Raw genomic sequence first — 26520 nt, 5'->3', positions numbered from 1 at the left:
TAAAATGGGTGTACGTTCAGCGTAATAAGGAGATGCACACAACCATGAAGAAAAAATTACTCGGTGATGATAGAAGGGCACAGCTTTTACATATTTTGAAAACAAGCGGAAAGCCAGTTACCGGAGCAGAACTGGCCCGGATTGCCAATGTAAGCCGCCAGGTGATTGTCGGCGATATCACACTGCTAAAAGCAAAGCATGAGCCCATTGTCGCCACGGCCCAGGGGTATATGTACTTCCACACTTCTTCAACGCAGCAAAACTCTGAGCGAATCGTTGCCTGCCTTCACGGTCCCAAACGGGCTGAAGAAGAATTGAATTTACTCGTTGACTTAGGCATCACAGTCAAGGATGTGACCATCGAACATCCGGTATATGGCGACCTGACTGCTTCCATCAGAGTAAGCAGCCGAAAAGAAGTCAAGCAATTCCTGGACAAAATCGTAACAACGAATGCCGCTTTTTTATCAGAACTTACCGACGGGATCCATCTCCATACATTGATTGCCCCTTCCGAAGACTTATTGGATGAAGCTGAGGAAGCTTTAAGTAATGCTGGTTTGCTTGTGCAGTAGCATATTGGCGACCATATTCATATTTAAGCGACTTTTGCCGTCCAAACAGAAACTTAAAAACTAGTTCATAACAAAAAGCAGAAGCTCCAAAGAAAGAGCTTCTGCTTTTTTTAAACCGTTTTTGAATGTATACTAGTCGATTTTTCGACCATAAAGCTTGGGTAGCTGCCGAGCAGGGAAACCGTACATCCGAGCGCTTCCAGTTCAGAAATTGCACCCGGCACCAGGACATCATCCATTTTCATATCCAGGTCAATGATAAAAAAGTAATGGCCCAATCCCGTTTTCATCGGACGCGACTCAATTTTTGATAAATTAAGCTTTCTCCACGCAAAAGCGGACAGCACCTGATGCAGTTGTCCAGAATGATCCGCCGGAAGCATGATCATCAACGTCGTCTTGTATCCGCGAGGAGCGGCGAACATTTTCTTATACTGTACTTCGGATTTGGAGAGCACGACAAACTTCGTATGATTGTGGTTGAAGTCATGAATATTGTGCTTTATGATGTTCAAGCCGTACTCCTCGGCAGCCAATTCATTGGCAATTGCCGCCATTTTTTTCTCCGGGTTTTCTTTGACCAATTTTGCGGCTGCCGCTGTGGACGTTGTATTTTCACAGGCAATCCCTTTAAGTTCTTTATGTAAAAATTTATGGCATTGGGCGATGGCGTGGGAATGTGAATAAATGGTTTCCGGTACAAAGGATGGAACATCATTATCCGGATGCACCATGAAATGCTGCTGGATCGGCGTGATGATTTCTCCTCTGATCGGAAGGTTGACTTCATGGACCAGGTAATCCAGGGTAATATTCACAGAGCCTTCCAATGCATTTTCGATCGGCACAAGGGCCAGATCAGTTTGCCCTTCATTGACCGCGTCAAGGCATTCAGGGATGGTCGACATTGCTATTTTTACATCATCCGGAAAGAGCCGTGAAACCGCCAAATCCGTGAACGTTGCTTTCGGTCCTAGAAAAGCGATACTATATGACATTCTATACTCCCTCTTTTTATGAAAATTTACTGTCTATCTTATGCTATTTTTTGATTTATTACAATAGTCAGGCACACATTATTCATATAAAGAAAACTCGTCAATTGACGAGCCGTAAGGCGGAGATTAGACGTAGTTGCACTTATGCAGAAAGGAAAGTCTATACTTTCCTTTCTGCCAAAAAAACCGTACAATCTCTGTACGGCAACAACTGCTAGGCTCCCGAGCCCAGCACCTCTACTTTTTCGACAAATTCCATTTTTCTTAACCCGGAAAGCAGTTCCTCTATCTCCATTGTAATGCCGCTTGTATTCAGCGACAATGTCACGTTGGCTCTTCCCTGCAGAGGAATGGTCTGGTGAATCGTCAGGACATTGCAACCTGATGAAGCGACAGTGCTTAAAAGCTGGGATAATGTACCGGAACGGTCTTCGAGATAAAAGAATAATGTGATCAGCTTTTCCTTGACTACCGTGTGAAAAGGAAAAACGGTATCTCTGTATTTATAAAAAGCGCTCCTGCTTAAATCCACCCTCTGGACAGCTTCCCAAACCGATTCTGCCTTTCCCCGTTCAATCAGCTCTTTTGCGTCCAGCGTTTTTTTCATTGCTTCAGGGAGGACATCTTCTCGAACTAAATAAAATTTCTTATCGGTTTTGTTCACTATCCATGCACCTCTTTCCGGCGGTAGTATTCAGCAGTCAAAAATCAATTCATCAATCTACAAATTCGAATTCATATTCAAGCAGTCTGACCGTGTCTCCATCTTTTGCGCCTCTTTCTCTGAGCACTTCATCCACTCCAAACGACCGGAGCTGTCTCGCGAAACGGCGTATTGATTCTTCACGGGTGAAATCAGTCATTTTGAACAATCTTTCCACCTTGTATCCGGAGACGACAAAGGCTCCATCAGGATCGCGGGTAATCGTGAACTGGTCCTTGGACGATTCATGCTTATAGAGAACCCGATGTATGCCTGTTTCTGCTTCCTCCTGATGCTCGAGCAGAAATTCAGATGTATTTTCCAGCTTATCAGCAATCGCGTATAACAGGTCGCGAATTCCCTCTCTCGTAACCGCAGAAATAGAAAATACAGGATAATCGCCGGTCAGTTTTTCTTTAAATGTTTGTAAGTTTTCTTCCGCGCCAGGCATGTCCATTTTATTGGCGACAATAATCTGAGGACGCTCCATTAATCGTAAATTGTATTCCTTAAGCTCTTTATTAATGGTTTGGTAATCCTCATACGGGTCACGCCCTTCCAGGCTTGACATATCAATCACATGGACAATGACGCGCGTTCTTTCAATATGGCGTAAAAATTGATGGCCTAGCCCTATGCCTTCAGACGCACCCTCAATTAATCCAGGCAGGTCGGCCATAACAAAGCTCCGCCCGTCTTCTGTTTCAACAACCCCTAAATTCGGAACGATCGTCGTAAAATGATATTCCGCAATCTTTGGTCTAGCTGCTGATACAACCGATAGAAGTGTGGATTTTCCGACGCTTGGGAAGCCGACGAGTCCAACATCAGCCAATACCTTTAATTCGAGTACAATATTGCGCTCCTGGCCGGGCTCCCCGTTCTCGGCGATTTCCGGTGCTGGATTAGATGCAGTGGCAAAGCGCGAGTTCCCTCGTCCGCCTCTGCCGCTCTTAGCGATAACAGCCCGTTGACCATGCTCAACTAAATCAGCGATTACTTCTTTCGTGTCATCATCAATGACAACCGTACCCGGTGGAACCTTGACAACCATGTCAGGCGCATTCTTGCCATGCATGTTCTTGGACATGCCATGCTCTCCGCGCGGCGCTTTAAAGTGGCGCTGATAACGAAAATCCATCAGCGTGCGCAATCCTTCTTCCACTTCGAAGATAACGTTCGCTCCGTTCCCTCCGTCTCCACCGGCGGGGCCACCCAATGGCACGTACTTTTCCCTGCGGTATGAAACGATTCCATTACCGCCGTCTCCGCCTTTTACAAATACTTTGACCTGATCGACAAACATATCATCACTTCCTCTGTATGTATTCTTAAGCTGTGCTTATATAGCTTTAGTTTCCGTATAGTTCAACTAAAAATACAGCTTCCTCGCTGTTGATTTCAAGGACTTTCACGTCAGCCTTATCCCTCACAGATTTATTTAAAAAATTATGCAAAACGGATTCATTTTTTATCGTACCCTGCAACTCAAAGGACAAACGAAGATTATATTCTTTATTTTCATCGATTGATATGGCAAGCACGTTCTCGCCGTAGTCATCCAGCGAATCCGCTAGAATTCGGAACAGCTCTTCGACCCATGCTGAGATTAATGTGTCCATATCGCGCAAGCCTCGTTGAAGTTCTACGACCTCAAATTCAATGTGCAAGGGTAATGACCGCCAGTTTGCCGTCAACAGCGTTTCCGCAAGCTCCGGCATGTTTAGGTTTGAAAGCATGGCTTCATGATGAGCTTCAATGATGATTTCTTCGATTACGGCCTTGGCACGGTCTATATTATTCAATTCGATATTGCCCTTGATTAATTGAAGCTTATTCAGCCAATCGTGTCTTGAATGGCGAAGAATCGCCTCCACCGTTTTCCGTTCTTTATCCATTTGAAAGCTCCTTTATAATAAAAGCGCTTATCCGTTTTCGCCCTATCATGTTGGTACAAGCACCTTTTGTAGACTCTGGTCTAAGATATATCCGTTCTGTTTTTGCGATGTGTATATTAACCGCACATGTTTGCCACCATCCAAAATATTCGGCAGATAGGCAAATACTTTGGGCGATGGCAGAGCGAAATAGAAAAGGGCCAGCTCATAAACAAAGGGCCGGACGCCTTCATCACGATATATAGCTGACGCGATATATTGTGTAAAACCGAAGGAGTCGACCCTTTTGAGCCAGCCTCTATTCAAAGATGCTATTATGCTTCTTGTGCAACTGGATAAACGCTCACCTTTTTGCGGTCACGTCCGTAACGTTCGAAACGTACTACGCCGTCAACCTTTGCGTATAAAGTGTCATCTCCACCGCGTCCAACGTTTTCACCAGCGTAGATTTTAGTACCGCGCTGACGATAAAGGATAGAACCTCCGGATACTAATTGACCGTCCGCACGCTTAGCGCCAAGACGCTTAGAAATAGAGTCACGGCCATTCCTTGTAGAACCTACTCCCTTTTTGGAAGCGAAGAATTGAAGATCCAAACTTAACATATGTTCCACCACCTATTTATTTAGAATAATCTTAATATATTGTCCATAATTACGTTCAATCGTTTGAAGCGAGATAAGCATGCCGTTCAGCAGTAGCTGGATTTTCTCTTGTGCTTCACCAGTTATATCTTCTGGTATTACACAGCGGAGATAGCCGCCCTCGCCGCCCTGCTCAATCTCAGGCTTGACTTTAACTAATTCAAAAATCGCATTCACAGCCCCGAATGAAACCGCAGATGCACCAGCACAAACGATGTCGGAACCGTTTTCGGCAAAATCGGCATGTCCGCTTAGGGTGAACGAAGTTATTCGTTCCTGCGGAGCATAATCGATTGTTACTTTAATCATGCGTTGATTGCGTCAATAACCACTTTTGTGTATGGCTGACGATGTCCTTGCTTTTTACGGTTGTTTTTCTTCGCTTTGTACTTAAAAACGGTGATTTTCTTCTGACGGCCTTGTTTTTCAACCTTGCCCGTTACAGTAACGTCTGCCACTAATGGAGAACCTACTTTCACGTCATCGCCGCCAACGAATAAAACCTTGTCAAAGGTAACAGTTTCGCCTGCTTCTACGTTTAATTTTTCAACGTAAACCACATCACCTGCTGCTACTTTCACTTGTTTACCGCCTGTTTCGATAATTGCGTACATACTTGCACCTCCTCGTAATAATTAAGACTCGCCAATCACAGGCGCCTGCCAGTCGGCAAAAACTTTAAAACCTGATCTGTGCGGTGTGCTATAAACATAACAGTAAAATACTATCATAAACCGAAAACGATGTCAATATATTATCATATTGTAGCTTGCACTGCCATTTCAATCTCTGAATTGCTGCCGAATCTTTTTATCGCATATTTGTTGTGAACATTCTCCGGGTGTGTCACGAATAGTTTCATCCCGATTGCGGCTTCCAGAGTTGGGCGGTACACTTCCCTCTCACCAAGCAACGCTCCTGCCGCCTTTTTGCTCATCTCTACCCAGACAGCTTCCTCGTCACGGTGTCGATGCTCCATTAATTCACGTTCAAGTCGGAAAGCAATCGTCTCCGCACTTTCAATTTTTCCTGTGCCACTGCAGCAAGGACATGGCTCCGTGACTTTCTCAGTTAAGGAGGGGGATGTTTTCTTACGGGTTATTTGAAGGATGCCGAGTTCGGTAAAGCCGACGATCGTCATTCTCATCTCATCCGATCGGCTTTCTTCTTTTAATTGCTCAATAATTCTTTGCCTGTGTTGCTCGTCCTTCATGTTAATAAAATCAATCAAAATGATCCCCGCGAGGTTCCGAAGCCTTATTTGATTCGCAGCTTCCTTGGCAGCCTGAAGATTGGTCTGAAACACAGTCTGTTCTTTTTCCGCTTTACCGGTATATTTTCCGGTATTCACATCGATCACCGTGAGTGCTTCCGTTTCTTCAATAATCAGGGAGCCTCCGCTGTCTAACCAGACGATTTTCTTCATCGCTCTTTCCAATTGCGGCTCGACTTTTTCTTCTGAGAAAATATTGTTTCTTCCTTTATAATAAATCGCTTCCCATGCCCCTGAACATTCTTCCAGCTCCTTGTAGCCCGCAAAATCATCAATGATTATTTGATCAGTTTCTTCACGTTTGACCATTTCGAGAAAAGTATCCGTTGAATCAAGCAGGCCTAGGGATTTTAAAGCAGTGGCTTTACTTTGGATCGCGGTGTATTTTGTACGTAATGCGCTTAACTGCTCATGAAACGTTTCCAGGCTCTGCTTTTCCATCGACGTCCGAATGATCAATCCTTCATTCGCATTCTTGTGCTCGAAAGCGGCATTTCGCCATTTTTGCTGCGACTCTGGGCCCCCTTGGAATTTCTTAGAAACCCCCACATAGTCAATTCCGTGTATGTAAACAAGATAATCCGTTGAAAGCTCAATTAAACCGGATAATTTCGCTCCCTTTGTACCGGTTTCATCACGGGTCACTTGGACAAGTAGCTTTTCTCCCTGCCTGACAAATTTCCCGATTGGATCCGTGGTGGATTTAGAGAGCTGAAAGGATGGCAGCTGGTCGCGGTGCAGGAATCCGTGTTTCTCTTGTCCAAAATCGATGAAGACAGCGTCCATGCCCGGCAATACTTTCGACACTTTTCCTAGATATATATTTCCGACGAGACTTTGCTGATTTGGCGAAATTGTCTCAAACTTAACCAATTTCCCATTTTCCATAACGGCGTACCTTTTCTCTCTCGACGCCATATTGACAATCACTTTCTTCATAAAAAAAATCCCTTCTCACTTTTGAAGAAAGGATACCACATTTAATAGGAATATAACAGGTCGCCTATTTTTATATTTGTCATTTTTTCGGAAAAATAAGCATGCAAAATTTCGTTCTCGTCTAAGGAGCCTCGTTCCTTTCCGTTTTTAAGAATAATGACGGGGTGCTTGCAGCCGCGCTGGAACTTCTCCAGTACCTTATGGATTTGTTCGCTTTCTTCCACCCTGATCGGTTTAAGCACCGCTAAATTACTGTACCGCCCATAGTGTCGCTCCAGCAAAAAACGGATGAATGCATAATATCGTTGTTTCCATTCCATCGAAAGGGATAAGGCAATAAAGCCGGAAATGATCCAAATGTTTAGGTTGAACGGTTGAAAAACGGTCGCTGACATCAGAAAAATGAAAGCAAACGCCGTTGAAAATAATATCGTAAAACGGTGGGCATCAATAAATGAACGATACAAGGAAAGACCAAGAAACAATAATTTGCCGCCATCCAATGGCCAGATTGGAAGCAAATTAAATACCAGCACCGCTATATTCATATAAAGAAATTGCTCGAATCGTTCAAACGGCATATACGATAGTGTGTGGAGCAGGAAAGCTGCGCCGATCAACCATACATGCTGCAACGGACCTGCGAGAATCACAATGCACTCTTCTTTCAACGATTTGTTTCCGTACTCCTCTGTTTCGACTGATCCGCCAAAAGGAAGCAGTGAAACCGATTTAATTCTCCATTTGAAGTGTTGCGCCGCGATTGCGTGTCCCATTTCATGAATGAACACCGTAAAAAGCAGCATAAGCATCGGAATGAAATGCGCCGTCAGGACGGAAATTCCGATGACGATCCAAAGGGTAGGATGAATACGAAGTTTGGCGAAGAGCTGAAAATATTCATTCAAATGGTATCACCTTTTTTGGGTTGATGAATGCATCATCTTTTTTTATAGCGAGATAAAACGATCCTTTTTTACCATCCTCACTTGTTGTGACCTTGCCGATTTCCTTTTTCTTTTTCACAGTTTCATACAATTTCACATCCACTGACGCAAGGTGCCCATACCATGACTCGCTCTTATCGCTATGCTGAATCACGACAGTTTTGCCAGTGTCCTCCTTGCTCCCGGCAAATATGACAACTCCATCGTTCATCGATTCCACTTTTGAGTCCGGACCGGTTTCGATCATAATCCCAGCTCCGTTGCTTTCAAAACTCTCGGTTATTTTCCCGGATACCGGCACTTCATTTTGATTGTCTAATTCTTCTTTCCCACTCTTCTCAGCTGGCAGAAAAGCGATCGGCTTGCCAAACTTGTCCTCATACCAGGTAGTTACGGACGCAAATTGAAACTCCTGATCCATCGTTTCATTCACAAACGCTCTCGGCTCATCCAACTTATCAGATGGATGCTTAAACATAACGCCAACCACCAAAAATAAACAAAGCGCAGTCAAAACTTTAAAATAGAAATATTCCTTTTTAAAAAGAGGATGCTCTTTCTCGTAAGATGTCGTCGTCTCAAATCCGTACTGTTCCTCATCATTAATATCCGTCCAAGAATTATCCACTCGTTTCTCGCTCATTTTTCTCCGCTTCGCAATCCGGTTTTGTATCTCTCTCCTTCTATCCTTCATACAAAAATCCACCCCCTGCCTTTTGTACAAGGTTATGATTATCTTGTCCGAATTATGACGGGGACGATTTTTCTGGGAGATATTGATTTCAAAATTTTGTGTCTTTTTTAAGAGGTGGATTCGGTTTTGTTACTGGGGTCCCAGTTTTTGTAGCGGGAATCTCTGATTTTGTAGCCGATTTCATCGGGTTTGTAGCCGAAATTTGTACTTTTGTAGCGGGAATTTACGTTTTGTAGCCGGGGCCCGTTTTTGTAGCGGAAATTCCTCATTTTGTAGCCGATTTCATCGGGTTTGCAGCCGGAATTTGTACTTTTGTAGCCGAATTTCCAGATTTGTAGCCGGCGCCAGTTTTTGTAGCGGTAATTCCAGATTTTGTAACCGACTTCATCGGGTTTGTAGCCGAAATTTGTACTTTGTAGCCAAATTTCCAGATTTGTAGCCGGGACACGTTTTTGTAGCGGGAATTCCTGATTTTGTAGCCGATTTCATCGGGTTTGTAGCCGAAATTTGTACTTTGTAGCCAAATTTCCAGATTTGTAGCCGGGACACGTTTTTGTAGCGGAAATCCCTCATTTTGTAGCCGACTTCATCAGGTTTGTAGCCGAAATTTGTACTTTTGTAGCCGAATTTCCAGGTTTGTAGCGGGAACGTAGCAGAATTTTATCATTTATGCGGAGCCTTCGAGTAAATCCTCCCCCTTCCTACCCCGATATGCGGCAAATTAAGTGAGACAAGCAGTTTTGAAGCCAGGTGTTTCGAAGGGATATGCAGGAACCAACGAAGTTGTGGATTTGTTATGGTTGAATTGACCAAAAGAAAATAGTCTTCTACTGCTTGAATATGGGCATCTTTAGAATTGAATTCGCAGGCTCGGCAATACCACTTGCCAGATTGGCGTTCCATCGGAATTATCTTGCAATCCGGGCATTGTACCCCGGTTATTAATTCATCCTTATTAATCCCGTATAATTGAGAGATGTCTTCTGTTTTTGGACTATGTTTCCCGATTAGAAGATGGGTGAGTTTTTGCAACTCATTCGGTTTATATTTAACTTTTGGGATCTTTTCTTGGATATTCGCTATCCTATTTATCATATGATCAGCGTGGCAAACGATTTCCAGAATATCTGAATTCTCTTTATCCGTTTTGATAAGGGTCCTTGAGTCGTTTATGGCAACTAAATATTCAATAGGTATATTGGGCAAATGATGTTCAGCTATCCATTTTTGTAGTTGCATTTTTTGCCTGGCCACTTGCATGATTGGGTTTGGGAAACCTTCCTCCTTGTTGTTCGCGATTCGGATCATTTGATTGAAATGTTTGTCGAAGAATAAAGTGCCATAGAGATTTTTCACTTCAATTATGAGGGCAAATTTGGGGGATAAAAGCAAAGTGTCGATTTGAAAATAACCTTGGCCATTTTGTAATCGGAGATCGTGGAATGTGGTGTAGTCATTCTGGTTGAGGAATTTCAAATGAAAGTCTACATTTTCTTCGCCATTAAATCCAACTTTCCTTTTGGATAAGTCTTCTTTCACCGCGAGACGTTTCGGATGATTCTCAGGCAGGCGACGCAGCAATGCTTCGTCGATTTGGATTCTTAATGGAATCGCTCTTTTTTTGGCAATCAAAATACCACTCCTTTTCATCGTGTAACTAGTTTTTCTCCATCATCCTATGAAAATCCTGCAGGTAAAAACAAATTCCTATGATAGTTTGAACTTTTTTCACAAACTTCTTACAGATGGACGGTTTCACTCAACATCATGCAACAACAAATTCCTATAAGTACCCGCAAAAAAAGCACACCCCAAAGGAATGCACTCTCTTCATTCTATTGTCCGCTAAACATCGCTTTAATTTTGGCTACGAATCCTTTGGGTTCGTCTTCCAGTGGCTTGAGCGGGATGGATTCCCCGAGAATCCTTCTGGCAATGTCGCGGTAGGCGATGGATGCGCGGTTATTTGGATCGAGTGCGATGGGCTCTCCTTGGTTGGATGCCATGATGACTTGGTCATCGTCGACTACGACGCCGATTAAATCAATGGAAAGATGGGCGGTGATTTCGTCAATGTCGAGCATTTCTCCATTTTTGAGCATGTGGCTGCGGATTCGATTGATGACTAGTTTGGGCTGCTCTATGTCTTCCTCTTTTTCGAGCAAGCCGATGATCCGGTCTGCGTCCCGTACTGCAGACGTTTCAGGAGTGGTCACAACAATCGCTTTGTCAGCTCCTGCGATCGCATTCTTGAAGCCTTGTTCAATTCCGGCAGGGCAGTCAATGAGGATATAATCATAGTCCTGCTTTAGTTCCTCGACAAGTTTCTTCATCTGGTTCGGATTAACCGCAGATTTGTCGCTTGTCTGGGCTGCCGGCAGCAAATATAGCAAGTCATCGAATCGTTTATCTTTGACAAGAGCCTGATGAATCTTGCATCGTTCCTCTACTACATCGACTAAATCGTAGATAATCCGATTTTCAAGACCCATGACAACATCTAAATTGCGCAGACCGATATCCGTGTCGATTAAGCATACCTTTTTGCCAAAAATGGCCAAGGATATTCCCAAGTTAGCAGTAGTAGTTGTCTTGCCCACTCCACCTTTGCCGGAAGTAATAACTATTGCCTCTCCCACAATTAGAGTCCCCCTTCTAATCTATTTAAATCAGGTCTATGTTTCTTCAGAACTCGCAATTTTTCAACGATAATCTGATGGTTTTCATCAATAAACGCGCATTCCATGTCATGTCCGTCCTCTGTGTAGCTATCAGGGGCGCGGTTGACGATATCGTTGATTCTCAGCTGTGCCGGTTTCATGACAGAAGCTGCAATGACGGCTCCATTATTTCCACCTACTCCGGCATGGGCAATGCCTTTTAAAACTCCCATGATGTAAATATTTCCCCCAGCGACGACGGTACCCCCGGGGTTAATGTCACCTATTAGTAAAAGATCACCCTCCACCTTAAAAACCTGACCGGACCGGACAATTGTTACGGCAGTCGTAATTTGGTTTTCGTCCTTCCATTGCTTAGCCGCATCCAAGGTCATGACATTGGAAAGGATGTCATCGACAACAAGTTTCTTTTTTTGGCGGATCAAGTCTTTTATCTTTTCTCTTTGATCCTTTGATAAATATCTGTTGCCAGTATGTACTTTTACTGCGATTAACGGGTCGCTTTCCTGGAATTGATAGTTAGCGGAAAGCTTTTTTTCTAGCTCTTTTAACAACTCGGAAAAGGAACAGGAATCATCGAGATGCAACGTCAGCCCGTCTTTTGTGCCTTTTATCATTACATTTTGTTGACTTCTTTTATTCATGGCGCCAGTTTCACCTCAATGAAAATATAATTCGACATCGCGTAACAAATTTCCTTTTTCTCGTGTAAGGAAAAAGAGAAAGAAAAAATCTTTCCATTAATCGTTGTCCACTTCTATTTCGTATTTCTCTATTAACAATCTTAAAGGATATGAAATAATGATGATGATACCCAGGTTAAGCAACAATGTCGGCAAGAGTCTCATTTGAGCAAACTCCGGATAGCTCATCTGTGCAAAACCAATTAACACATTCATTTGATAATCAACCACTTCGAGCATACCAACGAAAAAGACCGAAACGAGAATCGCGATCAATAAATTCGACTGTAGCACATTCATCGCCTTGGAAATCAAGTATGCCAGCGTCGGCAATAAAAATGTATAAATCCCTAATATTTCCGTATAGACGACATCATAACCGATCCCTAGAATAAGCCCGTATAAAACACCCGACTTCTTAGAGCCGTAAATCGTTAAAAAAGCAATGAACATCATAATAAAACGGGGAACGAAAATCCGGTCGCTTCCTGAAAATATATTGGCGAAAATGCTTTCAAAAATAAAAAACAGAAAAGCAATCAGAGGGAGGACGAAACGGCTCATTGCCCATCATCCCCCTCCAGCCCTTCATCAGGCAGTTCTTCTTCTAGCTGATCTTCTGCTGCCTGTGGAATATTACTTTTTACAATGATCACATTTCTAATATCATAGAAATCTGTCGCAGGCTCGATATAAGCGGTTTGATTTAAACCAAATTGATCGGGCTTCACCTCGATAACTTTTCCGACAACAAGGCCCCTCGGGAACACGCCGCCATAACCGGAGGTAATGACGTTGGAACCCTTTTTTATCTTTTTATCATACGGAATACGTTTTAAGAGCAATCGTTGTGTTTTCTTATCATAGCCTTCGATTACTCCATAGGCATCCTCGTCGCCCTGGATGACTGCGGAAACGCGATTGGTCGGATCAATCGAACTTAAGAGCTGAACGGAAGACGTGAATTTATTACTGCTTTTTATTTTACCGATTATGCCTTGTGATGTTTCGACCGCCATATTCGGCTCCACTCCGTGCAAAGTTCCCTTATTGATTGTGATCATTTCATTCCAGCGAGCCGGGTTTCGTCCGATGACAGTAGCCTGAATATGTGTACCTTCCCTCAGGTCATCGTCTTCCTTATCAAGGATTTTTCGCATATCCTCGTTTTCTTTCTTAAGGTCCTGAACCTCTGTCTTCAATTTGACATATTCATCTAATCGGGATTTCAGCTTTTTATTTTCTTCATGTGTATCTTGAAGATCGCTCAGATTTTCAACAAACCCCGTCACTGATGATACGGGCTTATGAAAAGCATTTTGAAACCAGCCGGTTGTATCTTTCATAAATTGTTCCGGCCAGGATAACTCTTCTCTCTCCCTTAACGAAAACCCGATCAATGCCACGAGCACGATTATACCTAATAGCAATAATATTAATCTTTTATTGAAAAACTGTGGCATGGTTTTCACCTCTATCTATTCCTGAGTTGTTTCCTAAATGTATTGGACATAGCTTTAAACGGGGATACCCCAAAGGAGTCCCCCGTTAAAAAATTATCTTGTTGCTTTATTCTTAAACAAATGAATATGATCTAATGCTTTTCCTGTTCCGATTGCAACACAATCGAGCGGGTTTTCCGCAATCAGGACAGGCATATTCGTTTCTTCACTGATGACTTTGTCCAAATTACGCAGCAAAGCACCACCTCCGGTCAAAACAATGCCACGGTCCATGATATCGGACGCCAGTTCAGGCGGAGTTTTTTCCAAAGTGTTCTTCACGGAATCGATAATCGCAGATACTGTGTCATGAAGCGCTCTTGCAATTTCCTCAGCCGAGACTTCAATCGTTTTTGGAAGTCCAGTAAGCAAGTCGCGTCCGCGAATTTCCATACTGCCGATCCCTTCATTGACTCCTGCAGAGCCAATTTCAACCTTGATGTTTTCTGACGTACGGTCACCGATCATCAGGTTATAATTTTTGCGGATATAGCTGATGATGGCATCATCCATTTCATCACCGGCAATGCGGATGGACTGGCTTGTAACAATACCGCCAAGTGAAATGATTGCCACTTCAGTCGTTCCGCCTCCGATATCGACGACCATGCTTCCTGTAGGTTCCCAAACTGGAAGATCCGCACCAATTGCAGCAGCAAACGGTTCTTCGATCGTGTAAGCATCACGGGCCCCCGCCTGTCTTGTCGCGTCAATGACAGCTCTTTCTTCTACAGCCGTGATTCCGGATGGCACGCAGACCATTACATAAGGCTTACGGGCAAAAACGCCTTTGTTCTGGGCTTGTTTCATGTAATATTTCATCATCGTTGCTGTTGTCTCGTAATCAGCAATGACTCCATCTTTCATTGGGCGCATTGCAACCACATTTCCCGGTGTACGGCCAATCATATTCTTTGCATCATTCCCGACCGCTACAATGCTTTTAGTATCCGTTTGGAACGCCACTACGGATGGCTCCCTCACAACGATGCCTTTTCCTTTTACATAAACGAGCGTATTTGCCGTCCCTAAGTCAATTCCAATATCTCTAGTGCCAATTCCCAACATTCTGGTATCTCCCTTTCATAACGATTGCTTTTATAGTAAGAATTCAATTTAATTCCAGATATTCTTTCCAGAACAGAAGACTTTAAAAAAATTCCCCCAAAAATCATAAACATTATTATATCGCATCGTTAAAGATTTTGGTAGTGTCATAAATAACCTTTTTCCTTTAGACTGACATACTTTTGCTCACCGATGATAACATGGTCGAGCAGGTCTATGCCAATTATTTTACCGCATTCAGCTAGCCTTTTCGTTACTTCGATATCTTCTCTGCTTGGAGTGGGGTCTCCTGAAGGGTGGTTATGAAGACAAATGATAGAGGCCGCCGAACGGCGAAAAGCTTCTTTAAATACCTCGCGAGGATGTACGATGGAGGCGTTTAAGCTGCCGATAAAAATAGTTTTCCTATGCAGCACTTGGTTCTTTGTGTTTAAATACAAGCAAACAAAATGCTCCTGAGATAAAAACCGCATTTCTTCCATGCAATAGTTTGCACAATCTTGGGGAGAACGAATCACATAGCGGTCATTGTAATTTAAATTGCTGACTCTTCTGCCAAGCTCTACGGATGCGAGAATCTGAATCGCCTTTGCTTCTCCGATTCCTTTAATCGCCGTAATTTCTTCAATGGAAGCATCCTTTAACAGCCGTAATCCTTCAAATGTGCTGATTAACCGGTTCGCCAGCTGAATGACTGATTCATCCTTGGTTCCGGTTCTAAGCAAGAGCGCAAGAAGTTCTTGTGTAGAAAGGCTCCTGGCTCCCTCCTGTAAAAATCGTTCCCGGGGTCTTTCTTCTTTCGGAACGTCGCGAATTAGCATTGATCCAACATCCTCTCATACTTTTTGTATGGGACCCGAATGCCGCCTAAAGAAAAACCCTACAACACATGACGCTTTAATTCACGGGATAATCTGGCTACCGGAAGGCCCATCACCGTATAATAGTCACCGGTGATTCCTTTCACGAGAAGTGAACCGTATCCCTGTATACCGTAGCTGCCCGCTTTGTCAAATGGTTCTCCTGTTTCGAGATAGGTTTCAATTTCTTCGTCAGACAACTCCCAAAAGGTTACTTCCGTTTTTTCTGCAAAAACGGTCCTGTTTTTATCACTGATGATAGCCACACCCGTATACACAGAGTGTGTTCTTCCTGAAAGCAATTCCAACGTTTTTTTCGCGTCTGCACGATCGATAGGCTTTCCTAAAATTTCGCCGTCAACCACAACGATCGTGTCCGAGCCAATGACACAGCTTTCTTTATGTTCAGTTGCGATATTCGCTGCTTTTCTCAATGCCAGATCTTGGACAGCCTCTTCGGCAGTCAAACCAGAGTCAATGCTTTCATCAACATTGGCGTGAATCGTTTGAAAGGGAATTTGGAGAAATTGGAGAAGTTCCTTACGACGCGGTGATGAAGAAGCTAATATCAACCGATGCATGAATTCCACCTTACCTCACTAAAAGCAGTTTTGGGAGATACACACTTATAGTAACAAATTACAGAAGAACTAACAATCTTTGACAAGATATTTCTTTATAAAAAAAGAATCTGTGGTATTACATGACTTTTGTACCTGATCATGTATAACCCAAATCCCTTTTTTCGACAATACGCGAGATATTTCCCAGAAAATAAACATCTAGTGATTATCAGCTTGCTCCGATGCTTTGATAGCCCTTTAAGTAGAGCAGAAGCTGTTCCTGGGCAAGGATTAATTGCTCAGGATCTTTTGAAGATTGATATTTATTGAGAAGCTCGGCTGATGAAGAGATATTTTTTTTCATATTTACGAGTGCTTCCGCTGATACGTTTTCGGCACTGTTGTTAACGGCCTTTATTTGCTTGCTGAGAACCTCTTGATCCGCCGTCGATACGGTACCATTCAAAAGACCCGAGGTAAATTGCGATAATGTGCCGTAGAGCGTGGACATTTCGTTCAAAAGTTCTTTTTCTTTTTTACCACCCTTTATCGCAGCTGAAAATGATACTTCCTTCCAGAAAGCATCGACTTGGTTTTGTTTATGATAAGAAGCAAGCCCCTTACTGTCCTCCAGGCTTCCGGCCGTCCCCACAAATATGTAATACTTCTCGTCCAATGCGAAAATTTCTGCTGGCACGCCTTTTTGTTTAATATTTTTCTGAAGCTCGCGGGCGCTGTTCTCCGTACTGAAAACCCCTCCTTGGACCATATATGTTTTTAGGTTTGTATTTATACTTTCTGCGGATTGCGTTTCCTTAGGAGCAACGGCCGCCGGAGCTCTTTCAGTTGCGGTTGTTCCGTCATCAGTTGTGATTGTTTTTAAGATAATAAGGCCAAAGCATGTCCCTAAAAGAACAGCGCAAAGTATAGCAATCAGACTGAACCTATTTTTTTCATGGTTTGTCGTTTTGCCTCCGAAAGTATATATCCTTTTTTTAAAGGGGACAGGATTTATTATTTCGTTTTTCTCTTCATCATCGTGATCAGGCAATATCCAATCAAAACTTTCTTCCTCCGCCTTCTCCCTTGTTGCAGCGAGTTGATTCTCCGGATTGAGCCTGTCTTTCTTGTTTTCCTCGAATGTTTTTTCCTGTCCATTGATCTTGATTGTAATACTTTTTCTGTTCCCGGACTTGTCCATTGTACAGGCTCCCTTCGACCTCATTTTTCTCATCCTATCACAGGGACAAAAAAAAAGAACAAGACTTTTGTCGCCTTGTACTTAATAGGTTTCGTCAAATTTTTCTGGCGGGAAGTTCGATATGAAGTTTTGTATCTGTAAATTTAAATGTTTAGGTACCAATTGATTAAAGCATCTCCATAAAATAAGGAGACAAAGGCGCCAGCAGCGATGAAAGGCCCAAACGGAATGGCTTGTTTTTTCTTGTATTTGCCCACGAGCATGCCGAAAATGCCATAAACAGCTCCAATAAATATTGCTAGAACGAGAGACAGAAGCGTCAACCTCAGACCGAGCACTAGACCGATAACAAAAAATAGTTTTGCATCTCCCACACCCATTCCACCCTTGCTTATTATCACGATTAGGTATAAAAGCGCAAAACCCGTAAAAGCGCCTACGAACATATCCCACCATGGATCCAGGGGCACGAATAATCTCTCGAGAAGAATAAGGGGAATAAAAAATAAAAGCACTTTATCAGGGATAACCATGTAGAAAACATCCGACACAAAAATAATCGTCAAAAGCGAAATAAAAGTGAGCGCCACTAGCAATTCACCGCCCAGCCCGAACTGATAGCAAGCCACCATGAATAATAATCCGGTCATAAGTTCGACAGCAGGATATATCATGGAAATCTTTTTGCCGCAGCCTCGGCACTTTCCACGGAGAAAGAGATAAGAGAAAACCGGTATCAAATCCAATTTTCCTAAATTTCTATGGCATGCCGGACAATGTGAGCCAGGCCTCACGATTGAAATATTTTCAGGAACCCGCAGGCCAACGACATTATAAAAAGATCCCAACACCAGACCGAGTATGAATAAGTACATATAAATAAGAGTCATATGAATAGTAGGTTCCTTTACCGTTTTTATAGATTTATCATACAATATTTTTCTATTAATTTCTATAAAATACCAATTTTAAAAAAGTAAAAAGACAAAAGCCCAGTCGCTTTTGTCTTGTCATCCTACATATTCGGCAACTTTATTCCTGCCCGCTTTCTTAGCGCCGGTGTACATGGCTCGGTCTGCGTGGCGAATTAACGTTTGCGCATCTTCTGCGTCATCGGGCGCTGATGCGACACCAATGCTTGCGGTAACTGGAATAAGAACTTTACTGCGGAGCTCATCTAAATCTGAGTATACAGAGAAGGGCTGGATCGCAATGGATTCCCTGATAAATTCAGCAAAATCATACGCCGCCGCCTTATCGACATTGGGCAAGAGAATCACAAACTCTTCCCCTCCATAACGGGCAAGGACTCCTTTATTCGCAATCAATAGCTCAAGACGCCCCGCCAGCTCGATCAAGATTTCATTTCCAGCCTGGTGCCCATAGTTATCATTGATAGATTTAAAATGATCGATGTCTAAAAGAATTAATGAAAGATTGCTATATTCCTTGTTAAATTCCTCCTCAATGGCTGTTTCGAAATATCGATAATTATAGAGATTGGTCAAAGCACAGCGTTCACTTTGTTTTTTTGTTTCTTCTACATGACGGGCATTTTCTATCGCCACCCCTAAATAGGAGCACAAAATATTCATAATCATTAATTGATTTTGCTCATATGCCCGCTTCTTCCCTGAAGCCAGGATTAATATACCTTCGACGAGAGAATTGCGGACAATCGGGACAGCCAGGACACTTTGTGTTGTTTTGGGTAGGAAACCTCCTCTATCAAGATGCTTCCACTCTTTCTTCGAGTTATAGATGATTCCCTGTTTGGTTATCCGTACAAATCCGCATATTCCTGCATTAATTGCAAACGGCTGTATTTCTTTCTCTTGTTCGATCCCTTGCTCAGCATAACGAAGGAGGCGAATTTTGTCTTCCTTATTAAAAACATCGAAAATGTATGTCTGTTCGGACGGAAGAATCGTTGAAATTTTCTCGACAAAAAGATGAAGAACTTCTTCAACCTGCAGCCTTTGAGTAAGCTGATGTCCAATTTCACTGGCTTTTTTTAGTCGTCTGTTAATTCCCTGTGACGAGTTATAGAGCCTCATGACGAAAGCGATCCCTATTAAAGGGACCCCGCCAAACAAGATTGCAAGGTACCCCAGTTGCTGGTACAAATCATAGAAAATAATACCGATGGGAAGTACGACCAAAGAAGAAATCATATCCCATATTGTATCTTTGGTAAATGGCTCAAGTTTCTGATTCATTAAAAAATACCTGGCTACTGTAACCAAAAAAGTATTCAAGAAAAAATAAGAAAAAAGATAGACGAATATCATCCATAAATTGGATGGATGAACTACAGTACTATAGTCATGGGTTCCTCCGATTGCGTAGTAAATAAGACCGCTTACTAAACAAACTAGGAAAAAAATCAGCGAATTAAGCGGCAGTCGATAAATTTCACTCCGTCTAAGTCTCAGCATCGACAGCATAAAGATGAAGGAAATTTGTGTCACCAACATCTCAACAGCCAAGCCATATATGAGGAAGACGGCAAGGGAAACTCCTTGAAAAGCCGAGATTTGCGTATTATTAATAATCATCGGGATTAACGCCAGGATGCACATTAAAACAAGGAAGGCGAAAATGTCCCATTCATGACCGTTGATGTGCGGAGGATCATAATGAAATGTCAGCAAGATCCCCCCGGGAACAATCAAGAGCCATAATAGCCAAACACCCATCCGTTTATGCTTTTCGACCTCCATTACAACCCCCCCTCTCCACCTTATTTCCTAGGTCATTTTAAATAAAACTAGTAAAAAAGTCCGCATTTTAGTTAATTTTAGCAAATATTCTCAAATTTGTCACATCGAAAGCTCGAGTTTTTTTTCAATATTTCCCATGAAGTTTTTCAATCAGATATGGCCTCGCCAGCGATAGAAAATATAGCGAACCAGTTATGATTAGCACTTCATTATCCATTTCGTTTCCCAAAGAATGATCGATCGCCTCTTGCCAATCCTTCATCACCCTTATATTTTCCGTCTTGCTGCATTCATAGAGCAACTCCGCAGCAGCGGCACGTTCGTGCGGAAACTCGGTAAAAATGATATTTTCAGCTTTTTGGTCAAGGGCTGCTATCATTTCCTGATAGTTCTTGTCTTTCAGTGCGGCGAAAACAAATCGGAATCCTTTATCAGGATAATAATTTTGCAATGTTTCTATTAAAGCGGACATGCCTGCGGGATTGTGGGCACCATCCAATACAATTAAAGGCTGCTTTGATACCAGCTCAAAACGGGCACTCCACACTGCATGGCGCAATCCTTTTCGAATGCTTTCTTCACGGATTGAATACTGCTGTCGTTCATTCATCAGCAAGATCGCCGTTAGAGCGAGGGACGCGTTCTCAGCCTGGTGCTTCCCCAACATCCCAAGCTCAATTTCATCAAGTGTGTATCTTTCGAAATGATAGGAAAATCTCTGCATGCTTCCTTCACTGCCTAGGTTTTCTATGAAAAAGTCCTTATTCAACTGATAGAGTCTGGCATTTTCTGCTACAGCCTTATCCTGTATGGCTTGTTCTGCCGCGCCGCTGATCACCGGTACTTCCTTTTTGATGATGCCTGCCTTTTCTCTCGCTATCTCTTCCATTGACTGGCCTAGAATGCCCGTATGCTCTAAAGAGATCGAAGTGATGATCGACAGTACCGGGGTCACCACGTTGGTTGAATCGAGCCTGCCTCCAAGCCCTGTTTCAAGCAAAACAATATCAGCTTCTTTTTGTTTAAAATATAAAAAAGCCATGGCCGTTAGTATTTCGAACTGAGTCGGACCATTTCCCGACCGATCCATTGCTTCAACCGCATTATGTACTTGATTAAAAAGTGAAATAAATTCCCGGTCACTGATCATCGATTGATTTATTGAGAGCTGTTCATTCACCGATTCTAAGTACGGGGAAGTAAACGCACCGGTACGTATTCCTTCCGCTTGGAGAATTTCCTTCAGATAATTCAAGGTCGAACCTTTTCCGTTCGAGCCTGCAATATGTACGAATTTCATATGGTGGTGCGGATTGTCCAAACAGGTGAGAAGCGTTTCCATTCGTGTAAGGCCGAAATCCATCCCCAGTTGAAGCTGCCTGTTATGCAAGTACTCATTTATTTCAGCCATTGTCTCTTTCTGCATATAAATGCCTCCAAACCACTTACTTTGTTTCAAAATATCCTTTACAATTATATCATCTATATGTAGCCTATTTACCTGACAAAGGAAGTGTTCCAGTATGAGTGGTTGTTGGATTGTCGTAAACGGCTATTTGCAACAAAAAAAATTCTCTGATCTGGCGATTTTTATGAAAGACGCCGCAGAGAGAAAAAAGGTTTCTACCAGCATCGTCCGCCATACGGAATTAATTGCTGTGCTTGATAATGGAATACCAAGATTAAAAGGCAGCTTCTCCGATTCGCTTCCTGATTTTATCATTTTCATGGACAAAGATATACAATTGGCGCGTCACTTGGAGATGATGGGCATTCCTGTCTATAACGGAAGTGCTTCTATCGAAGTCTGTGACAGCAAGGCCAAAACACATCAAGCTCTCGCTAACCACGGGATTCCAATGCCGAGAACCGTATTTCCGCCTTTTACATATGAAGGCATCCAGCGGGAGGACTTTCAGGCATTTAAGAATATCGGACAAGACCTCGGTTATCCGTTGGTCATTAAAGAAGCGTATGGCTCCTTCGGCGAGCAGGTTTATCTTGCTCAGAACGAAACGGAATTACTAGAATTGGTAAGAAACATCGCCCATAAACCTTTTATCCTGCAGGAGTTTGTAAAAAGCAGCAAGGGCAGGGATATCCGTCTCAATGTTGTCGGGGGCAAGGTGGTTGCTTCGATGCTCAGAACTTCTGAAACTGATTTTCGCGCAAACGTAACGAATGGAGGAAAAATGCTAGCGTATAACCCGACTCCTGAAGAAATCGAACTAGCCGTTACATGTGCCGACATCCTTGGAATCGATTTCGCGGGAATTGATTTATTGTTTGGAGAGCGCGGTCCATTGCTTTGTGAAGTTAATTCGAATTCGCATTTGTTAAATATTTATGATTGTACAGGAGTTAACGTTGCCGATTATATGATCGATTACATCTTACAAGAAGAGGCGGAAAAACGAAATGAATGAACTCGGCTGGCTGATCTATTCCTTTGAAGACGCTAAACGGAATCAATCTTATATCCAATGGATGATTGAGGAGGCAAAGCAGTTAGATATGAACTTGACACTATGTTACCGTGAAGATTTTGCTCTCGGACATTGTAATTCGAAACTGGCAATTTTTCATCAAGGAAAAGCGGCGGATTTGCCTTCCTTTGCCATCATCCGGACGATCGATCCCCTATTCACCAGGCAACTGGAGCTGCTCGGGATAAAATGCTTTAATTCGTCACTAGTTTCCGAAATATGTAACAACAAAGCAAAAACCCATCAATATATGGCGCCGCTTGGCATTCCAATGGCCGATACCATTTACTGCCCAGGAAATACCTTTACCTGTAATGATGTTCCATTGCAGTATCCTTACATCGCGAAGGAAGTCTCCGCCCGTGGCGGAAAACAGGTATTTCTCATTGAAAACGAAGCGGATGAAGACGCACTAAAAGGGATGCCAGGTCAATGGATCATTCAAAAACCTGGTGTACTAGGGAAAGATGTCCGGGTTTTTGTTGTTGGCAAGAAAATAATCGCTGCGGTTTTAAGACAGTCACAAACAGATTTCAAAGCAAACTTCACCCTCGGCGGCAGCGCTTCGCTATATAAGCTATCCGATCAGGAAAAAGACCTGATTGAAAAGATTATCAACACAATTGATTTTGGCATGGTTGGCATTGATTTTGTATTTTCAGAGGAAGGCAGCTTTTGGTTAAACGAAATCGAGGATATAGTCGGAAGCAGGACGTTGAGTGCTCTATCAAAGATAAATATCGTCCGGGAATATATGTTACATATCAAAAAAGAAATGACGATGGAGCCGGATTACTCGTGAATTCTGGAGATTGGTCATATTTTGGTATGCGCTCGTGAATTTCGATTACCGCTCGTAATTTCTGATGGCCGCTCGTAAATTTCGATTACCGCTCGTAATTTCTGATTGCCGCTCGTAAATTTCGATTACCGCTCGTAATTTCTGATTGCCGCTCGTAAATTTCGATTACCGCTCGTAATTTCTGATTACCGCTCGTAAATTTCGATTACCGCTCGTAATTTCTGATTGCCGCTCGTAATTTCTAATTACCGCTCGTAAATTCTGATTACCGCTCGTAAATTTCAATTACCGCTCGTAAATTCCGATCACCGCTCGTAAATTCTAATTACCGCTAGTAAATTTCGATTACCACTGCGTAAATTCTGATAATCCATTGTAAAATCAAAAAAGAGCTCTGCTCACAATTCCAATCCATCTAAAAAAGGATGAACCGCAAGCCGGTTCATCCTTTCTCTATTACATCTGCTTCAATTCACTGATTCTGCGGATTACGGCATCACGCTTTTCGCTGTAATCCTTTTCCTTCGCACGTTCTTCTTCAATCACGTTTGCAGGAGCTTTTTTCACAAAGCCTTCGTTGCCTAGTTTTTTCTGAACGCGGTCTACTTCTTTGTTCAGTTTATCGAGTTCTTTTTCGAGACGGTTGATTTCTTCATCGATATTGATTAAGCCTTGGAGCGGTAAAATCAGCTCGACCCCGGTTACGACAGCTGTCATGGCCTGTCCCGGCTCTTCGACTTCTATACCGATTGTTAATTCTTCAGGATTACAGAAGCGCTCAATATAGGCGCTGTTTTTATTTAACTTGTTTAATGTCGCTTCGTCCTTCGCTTTCAAAATCAGCTTAATCTTCTTGCTCATCGGCGTATTTACCTCAGCACGAATATTTCGAACAGAGCGGATAATCTCCACAAGCAGCTTCATTTCTTCAGCTGCTTCTGTATCTGTAAGTTCTCTGTTCACCCCCGGCCAAGCAGCTGTCGTAATTGATTCACCCTTATGCGGCAGGTTCTGCCAAATTTCCTCGGTAATAAACGGCATGAATGGGTGAAGCAATCTCATCGTGTTATCTAAGACATAAGCCAAAATCGACCGGGTTGTTTTCTTGGCGGCCTCATCCTCCCCGTAGAGCGGAAGCTTCGCCATTTCAATATACCAGTCACAGAAGTCATCCCAGATAAAGTTATAAAGCACACGGCCGACTTCTCCGAATTCATACTTATCGGCAAGTCTTGATACTGTTTCAATGGTTTCATTTAAGCGAGTCAAAATCCATTTATCTGCAACCGATTTCTCACCGGATAAATCAATTTCTTCATACTTGAGTCCTTCCATGTTCATTAGAGCGAAACGGGAGGCATTCCATATCTTGTTGGCAAAGTTCCAGATAGCTTCCACTTTATCGGTACTGTAGCGCAAATCCTGTCCCGGTGAGCTTCCGGTCGACAAGAAATACCTTAGGGAGTCGGCACCATATTGATCGATCACTTCCATTGGGTCGACGCCGTTGCCAAGGGATTTACTCATCTTACGTCCCTGTTCGTCACGGACAAGCCCGTGAATGAGCACATCTTTGAATGGACGTTCACCAGTGAATTCTAGTCCTTGGAAAATCATCCGGGATACCCAGAAAAAGATGATATCATATCCGGTCACAAGGGCTGCAGTCGGATAGTACCGATTGTAATCGGCTGATTCCGTATCGGGCCAGCCCATTGTAGAGAAAGGCCATAACGCTGAGCTGAACCATGTATCCAAAACATCGTTGTCCTGTTCCCAGTTTTCAATGTCCGCAGGCGCAACTTGCCCCACAAATACTTCACCTGTTTCCTTATGGTACCAGGCAGGAATCCGGTGGCCCCACCATAGCTGGCGGGAGATACACCAATCACGGATGTTTTCCATCCAGTGCAAATAGGTTTTCTCGAAACGATCGGGTATGAAATGAACCTTCTCGCTGTCTGACTTTTGTTGAAGCGCGACAGCTTCATCGGCCAAAGGCTGCATCTTGACGAACCATTGCGTCGAAAGATAGGGCTCTACAACCGCTCCACTTCGCTCCGAATGGCCAACGGAGTGAAGATGGTCCTCAATCTTAAAGAGAACACCATCCTCCTGCAGGTCTTTGACGATTTGCTTGCGACATTCGAACCGATCCATGCCATCGTATTTTCCCGCTCTGCCGTTCATTGTTCCGTCTTCATTCATGACAAGAATTCTCTCCAGGTTATGGCGGTTGCCGATTTCAAAATCGTTTGGATCATGAGCCGGGGTGATTTTTACCGCTCCGGAACCGAAATCCATTTCCACATAATCGTCTCCAACGATTGGAATTTCTCTACCCGTTATCGGCAGGATGACGTTTTTCCCAATCAGATGCTTGTAACGATCATCCTCAGGGTGTACAGCAACGGCTGTATCGCCGAGCATCGTTTCCGGACGGGTCGTCGCGATTTCAATATGTCCGGATCCATCTGCAAGCGGATATTTCATATGATAGAAGGCGCCTTGCACATCCTTGTAAATAACCTCAATATCAGAAAGAGCCGTTTTCGTGGACGGATCCCAGTTGATGATGTATTCGCCACGGTAGATCAAGCCTTTGTTATAAAGAGATACGAAAACCTCGCGAACCGCTTTTGAAAGTCCTTCATCCAGCGTGAACCGTTCTCTTGAATAATCAAGCCCTAACCCGAGCTTTGACCATTGTTCACGGATATGGTTTGCATATTCTTCTTTCCATTTCCATGTTTCTTCAAGAAATTTCTCACGGCCTAAGTCATAACGGCTTTTTCCCCCGCTGCGCAGCTTTTCTTCCACCTTGGCCTGTGTCGCAATCCCGGCATGATCCATTCCTGGAAGCCATAATACATCGTACCCCTGCATTCGTTTCATCCGGGTTAAAATATCCTGCAACGTCGTATCCCAGGCATGGCCCAGATGCAGCTTCCCCGTTACGTTTGGAGGAGGAATCACGATTGTATACGGCTGCTTATTATTATCGCTTTTCGCTTCAAAAAATTTTCCATCCTGCCACCATTTATAACGGCCTTTTTCAATTGTTTGCGGGTCATACTTAGTCGGCATTTGTTCTTTCTCTTCCATACTATTTCCTCCTATATCAGTCTGACGAAAATAAAAAAACTTCCTGGTCCATAAAAGGACGAAGGAAGTTGTTCGCGGTGCCACCTTTTTTCCGAATCAGAATCAAAACACGATTCTTGCCCGGCTCTCAAATGAAATAACGGCTCTTTACCGGTGACCGCTATGAAATGCGTAA

26 protein-coding genes are annotated in these 26520 nt (G+C 43.1%); 3 read left to right on the top strand and 23 right to left on the bottom strand.

Annotation, left to right across the window (positions count from 1 at the left end; all coding sequences use genetic code 11):
• The first annotated feature begins 44 nt into the window (after positions 1-44).
• Positions 45-575, top strand: a complete 531-nt coding sequence (locus tag LQ216_RS12975) for a transcription repressor NadR (protein WP_230129892.1) — start codon at positions 45-47, stop codon at positions 573-575.
• Between the two features lie 110 nt (positions 576-685).
• On the opposite strand, the gene pheA is transcribed toward LQ216_RS12975, so the two are convergent.
• The 22 genes from pheA to LQ216_RS12865 all read right to left on the bottom strand — a co-directional run bounded on the left by pheA (position 686) and on the right by LQ216_RS12865 (position 21378).
• Positions 686-1573 (bottom strand): prephenate dehydratase, encoded by an 888-nt coding sequence (gene pheA / locus LQ216_RS12970; protein WP_230129891.1) that lies wholly within the window; start codon positions 1571-1573, stop codon positions 686-688.
• A gap of 214 nt (positions 1574-1787) precedes the next feature.
• Positions 1788-2237 (bottom strand): ACT domain-containing protein, encoded by a 450-nt coding sequence (locus LQ216_RS12965; protein WP_290369269.1) that lies wholly within the window; start codon positions 2235-2237, stop codon positions 1788-1790.
• A gap of 52 nt (positions 2238-2289) precedes the next feature.
• Positions 2290-3582: a GTPase ObgE gene (obgE, locus tag LQ216_RS12960; protein WP_230129889.1), complete on the bottom strand. Its 1293-nt coding sequence runs from the start codon at positions 3580-3582 to the stop codon at positions 2290-2292.
• Positions 3583-3628: 46 nt separating this feature from the next.
• The gene (locus LQ216_RS12955) at positions 3629-4174 is read right to left on the bottom strand and encodes a Spo0B C-terminal domain-containing protein (RefSeq protein ID WP_230129888.1); all 546 of its coding nucleotides are present in this window, start codon (positions 4172-4174) and stop codon (positions 3629-3631) included.
• A gap of 314 nt (positions 4175-4488) precedes the next feature.
• Positions 4489-4779: a 50S ribosomal protein L27 gene (gene rpmA / locus LQ216_RS12950; RefSeq protein ID WP_230129886.1), complete on the bottom strand. Its 291-nt coding sequence runs from the start codon at positions 4777-4779 to the stop codon at positions 4489-4491.
• Positions 4780-4791: 12 nt separating this feature from the next.
• Positions 4792-5127, bottom strand: a complete 336-nt coding sequence (locus LQ216_RS12945) for a ribosomal-processing cysteine protease Prp (protein ID WP_230129884.1) — start codon at positions 5125-5127, stop codon at positions 4792-4794.
• Positions 5124-5432, bottom strand: coding sequence for a 50S ribosomal protein L21 (rplU, locus tag LQ216_RS12940; protein WP_230129883.1), 309 nt, complete (start codon positions 5430-5432; stop codon positions 5124-5126). Before rplU ends, LQ216_RS12945 begins: the two co-directional genes overlap by 4 nt.
• 143 nt (positions 5433-5575) lie before the next feature.
• Positions 5576-7030 (bottom strand): Rne/Rng family ribonuclease, encoded by a 1455-nt coding sequence (locus tag LQ216_RS12935; protein ID WP_230129882.1) that lies wholly within the window; start codon positions 7028-7030, stop codon positions 5576-5578.
• Positions 7031-7071: 41 nt separating this feature from the next.
• Complete coding sequence (locus tag LQ216_RS12930; protein ID WP_230129881.1) at positions 7072-7938, bottom strand: M50 family metallopeptidase; 867 nt, start codon at positions 7936-7938, stop codon at positions 7072-7074.
• Positions 7931-8671 (bottom strand): M23 family metallopeptidase, encoded by a 741-nt coding sequence (locus tag LQ216_RS12925; protein WP_230129880.1) that lies wholly within the window; start codon positions 8669-8671, stop codon positions 7931-7933. Before LQ216_RS12925 ends, LQ216_RS12930 begins: the two co-directional genes overlap by 8 nt.
• Before the next feature lie 663 nt (positions 8672-9334).
• The gene (locus LQ216_RS12920; protein WP_230129879.1) at positions 9335-10303 is read right to left on the bottom strand and encodes a nuclease-related domain-containing protein; all 969 of its coding nucleotides are present in this window, start codon (positions 10301-10303) and stop codon (positions 9335-9337) included.
• 203 nt (positions 10304-10506) lie between these two features.
• Positions 10507-11310, bottom strand: a complete 804-nt coding sequence (gene minD, locus LQ216_RS12915; RefSeq protein WP_230129878.1) for a septum site-determining protein MinD — start codon at positions 11308-11310, stop codon at positions 10507-10509.
• Between the two features lie 2 nt (positions 11311-11312).
• Positions 11313-11996 carry a septum site-determining protein MinC gene (minC, locus tag LQ216_RS12910; protein ID WP_230129877.1) on the bottom strand — a complete coding sequence of 228 codons (684 nt, stop codon included), beginning with the start codon at positions 11994-11996 and terminating at the stop codon, positions 11313-11315.
• A 96-nt stretch (positions 11997-12092) separates the two neighbouring features.
• Positions 12093-12599 (bottom strand): rod shape-determining protein MreD, encoded by a 507-nt coding sequence (gene mreD / locus LQ216_RS12905; RefSeq protein WP_230129876.1) that lies wholly within the window; start codon positions 12597-12599, stop codon positions 12093-12095.
• Positions 12596-13498: a rod shape-determining protein MreC gene (gene mreC, locus LQ216_RS12900; protein ID WP_230129875.1), complete on the bottom strand. Its 903-nt coding sequence runs from the start codon at positions 13496-13498 to the stop codon at positions 12596-12598. The genes mreD and mreC overlap by 4 nt, the downstream gene beginning before the upstream one ends.
• Positions 13499-13591: 93 nt before the next feature.
• Positions 13592-14605, bottom strand: coding sequence for a rod shape-determining protein (locus tag LQ216_RS12895; protein WP_230129874.1), 1014 nt, complete (start codon positions 14603-14605; stop codon positions 13592-13594).
• A 146-nt stretch (positions 14606-14751) separates the two neighbouring features.
• Positions 14752-15426: a DNA repair protein RadC gene (gene radC, locus LQ216_RS12890; RefSeq protein WP_230129873.1), complete on the bottom strand. Its 675-nt coding sequence runs from the start codon at positions 15424-15426 to the stop codon at positions 14752-14754.
• 59 nt (positions 15427-15485) lie between these two features.
• Positions 15486-16046, bottom strand: coding sequence for a Maf family protein (locus LQ216_RS12885; protein ID WP_230129872.1), 561 nt, complete (start codon positions 16044-16046; stop codon positions 15486-15488).
• Positions 16047-16257: 211 nt separating this feature from the next.
• On the bottom strand, positions 16258-17229 hold the full coding sequence (locus LQ216_RS12880) for an SPOR domain-containing protein (protein ID WP_230129871.1): 972 nt from the start codon (positions 17227-17229) through the stop codon (positions 16258-16260).
• A 143-nt stretch (positions 17230-17372) separates the two neighbouring features.
• Positions 17373-18119 carry an A24 family peptidase gene (locus LQ216_RS12875; protein WP_230129870.1) on the bottom strand — a complete coding sequence of 249 codons (747 nt, stop codon included), beginning with the start codon at positions 18117-18119 and terminating at the stop codon, positions 17373-17375.
• Positions 18120-18239: 120 nt separating this feature from the next.
• A complete protein-coding gene (locus LQ216_RS12870) occupies positions 18240-19952 on the bottom strand; it encodes a sensor domain-containing diguanylate cyclase (protein WP_230129869.1) in 1713 nt (570 codons plus the stop codon).
• A gap of 124 nt (positions 19953-20076) precedes the next feature.
• Positions 20077-21378: a folylpolyglutamate synthase/dihydrofolate synthase family protein gene (locus LQ216_RS12865; RefSeq protein ID WP_230129868.1), complete on the bottom strand. Its 1302-nt coding sequence runs from the start codon at positions 21376-21378 to the stop codon at positions 20077-20079.
• A gap of 97 nt (positions 21379-21475) precedes the next feature.
• Between LQ216_RS12865 and LQ216_RS12860 the strand changes: the two genes are divergently transcribed.
• Positions 21476-22378: a RimK family alpha-L-glutamate ligase gene (locus LQ216_RS12860; protein WP_230129867.1), complete on the top strand. Its 903-nt coding sequence runs from the start codon at positions 21476-21478 to the stop codon at positions 22376-22378.
• A complete protein-coding gene (locus LQ216_RS12855; RefSeq protein WP_230129866.1) occupies positions 22371-23240 on the top strand; it encodes an ATP-grasp domain-containing protein in 870 nt (289 codons plus the stop codon). Before LQ216_RS12860 ends, LQ216_RS12855 begins: the two co-directional genes overlap by 8 nt.
• A gap of 456 nt (positions 23241-23696) precedes the next feature.
• Here LQ216_RS12855 and LQ216_RS12850 read toward each other — a convergent pair whose 3' ends face one another.
• Positions 23697-26345: a valine--tRNA ligase gene (locus LQ216_RS12850; RefSeq protein WP_230129865.1), complete on the bottom strand. Its 2649-nt coding sequence runs from the start codon at positions 26343-26345 to the stop codon at positions 23697-23699.
• Between the last annotated feature and the right edge of the window lie 175 nt (positions 26346-26520).

The sequence above is a fragment of the Bacillus sp. CECT 9360 genome (genome assembly GCF_918741275.1).
Classification (GTDB): Bacteria; Bacillota; Bacilli; order Bacillales; family DSM-1321; genus Peribacillus.
The sequence above is the reverse complement of the archived record's forward strand: the minus strand, read 5'-3'. Positions and strand labels throughout refer to the sequence as shown.

Excerpts from the sequence above, each read along its gene's own strand:
- LQ216_RS12975 (WP_230129892.1), top strand. The coding sequence starts at position 45 with ATGAAGAAAAAATTACTCGGTGATGATAGAAGGGCACAGCTTTTACAT.
- pheA (WP_230129891.1), bottom strand. The coding sequence starts at position 1,573 with ATGTCATATAGTATCGCTTTTCTAGGACCGAAAGCAACGTTCACGGAT.
- obgE (WP_230129889.1), bottom strand. The coding sequence starts at position 3,582 with ATGTTTGTCGATCAGGTCAAAGTATTTGTAAAAGGCGGAGACGGCGGT.
- LQ216_RS12955 (WP_230129888.1), bottom strand. The coding sequence starts at position 4,174 with ATGGATAAAGAACGGAAAACGGTGGAGGCGATTCTTCGCCATTCAAGA.
- rpmA (WP_230129886.1), bottom strand. The coding sequence starts at position 4,779 with ATGTTAAGTTTGGATCTTCAATTCTTCGCTTCCAAAAAGGGAGTAGGT.
- LQ216_RS12945 (WP_230129884.1), bottom strand. The coding sequence starts at position 5,127 with ATGATTAAAGTAACAATCGATTATGCTCCGCAGGAACGAATAACTTCG.
- rplU (WP_230129883.1), bottom strand. The coding sequence starts at position 5,432 with ATGTACGCAATTATCGAAACAGGCGGTAAACAAGTGAAAGTAGCAGCA.
- LQ216_RS12935 (WP_230129882.1), bottom strand. The coding sequence starts at position 7,030 with ATGAAGAAAGTGATTGTCAATATGGCGTCGAGAGAGAAAAGGTACGCC.
- LQ216_RS12925 (WP_230129880.1), bottom strand. The coding sequence starts at position 8,671 with ATGAAGGATAGAAGGAGAGAGATACAAAACCGGATTGCGAAGCGGAGA.
- minC (WP_230129877.1), bottom strand. The coding sequence starts at position 11,996 with ATGAATAAAAGAAGTCAACAAAATGTAATGATAAAAGGCACAAAAGAC.
- mreD (WP_230129876.1), bottom strand. The coding sequence starts at position 12,599 with ATGAGCCGTTTCGTCCTCCCTCTGATTGCTTTTCTGTTTTTTATTTTT.
- mreC (WP_230129875.1), bottom strand. The coding sequence starts at position 13,498 with ATGCCACAGTTTTTCAATAAAAGATTAATATTATTGCTATTAGGTATA.
- LQ216_RS12895 (WP_230129874.1), bottom strand. The coding sequence starts at position 14,605 with ATGTTGGGAATTGGCACTAGAGATATTGGAATTGACTTAGGGACGGCA.
- radC (WP_230129873.1), bottom strand. The coding sequence starts at position 15,426 with ATGCTAATTCGCGACGTTCCGAAAGAAGAAAGACCCCGGGAACGATTT.
- LQ216_RS12885 (WP_230129872.1), bottom strand. The coding sequence starts at position 16,046 with ATGCATCGGTTGATATTAGCTTCTTCATCACCGCGTCGTAAGGAACTT.
- LQ216_RS12880 (WP_230129871.1), bottom strand. The coding sequence starts at position 17,229 with ATGGACAAGTCCGGGAACAGAAAAAGTATTACAATCAAGATCAATGGA.
- LQ216_RS12875 (WP_230129870.1), bottom strand. The coding sequence starts at position 18,119 with ATGACTCTTATTTATATGTACTTATTCATACTCGGTCTGGTGTTGGGA.
- LQ216_RS12870 (WP_230129869.1), bottom strand. The coding sequence starts at position 19,952 with ATGGAGGTCGAAAAGCATAAACGGATGGGTGTTTGGCTATTATGGCTC.
- LQ216_RS12865 (WP_230129868.1), bottom strand. The coding sequence starts at position 21,378 with ATGCAGAAAGAGACAATGGCTGAAATAAATGAGTACTTGCATAACAGG.
- LQ216_RS12860 (WP_230129867.1), top strand. The coding sequence starts at position 21,476 with ATGAGTGGTTGTTGGATTGTCGTAAACGGCTATTTGCAACAAAAAAAA.
- LQ216_RS12855 (WP_230129866.1), top strand. The coding sequence starts at position 22,371 with ATGAATGAACTCGGCTGGCTGATCTATTCCTTTGAAGACGCTAAACGG.
- LQ216_RS12850 (WP_230129865.1), bottom strand. The coding sequence starts at position 26,345 with ATGGAAGAGAAAGAACAAATGCCGACTAAGTATGACCCGCAAACAATT.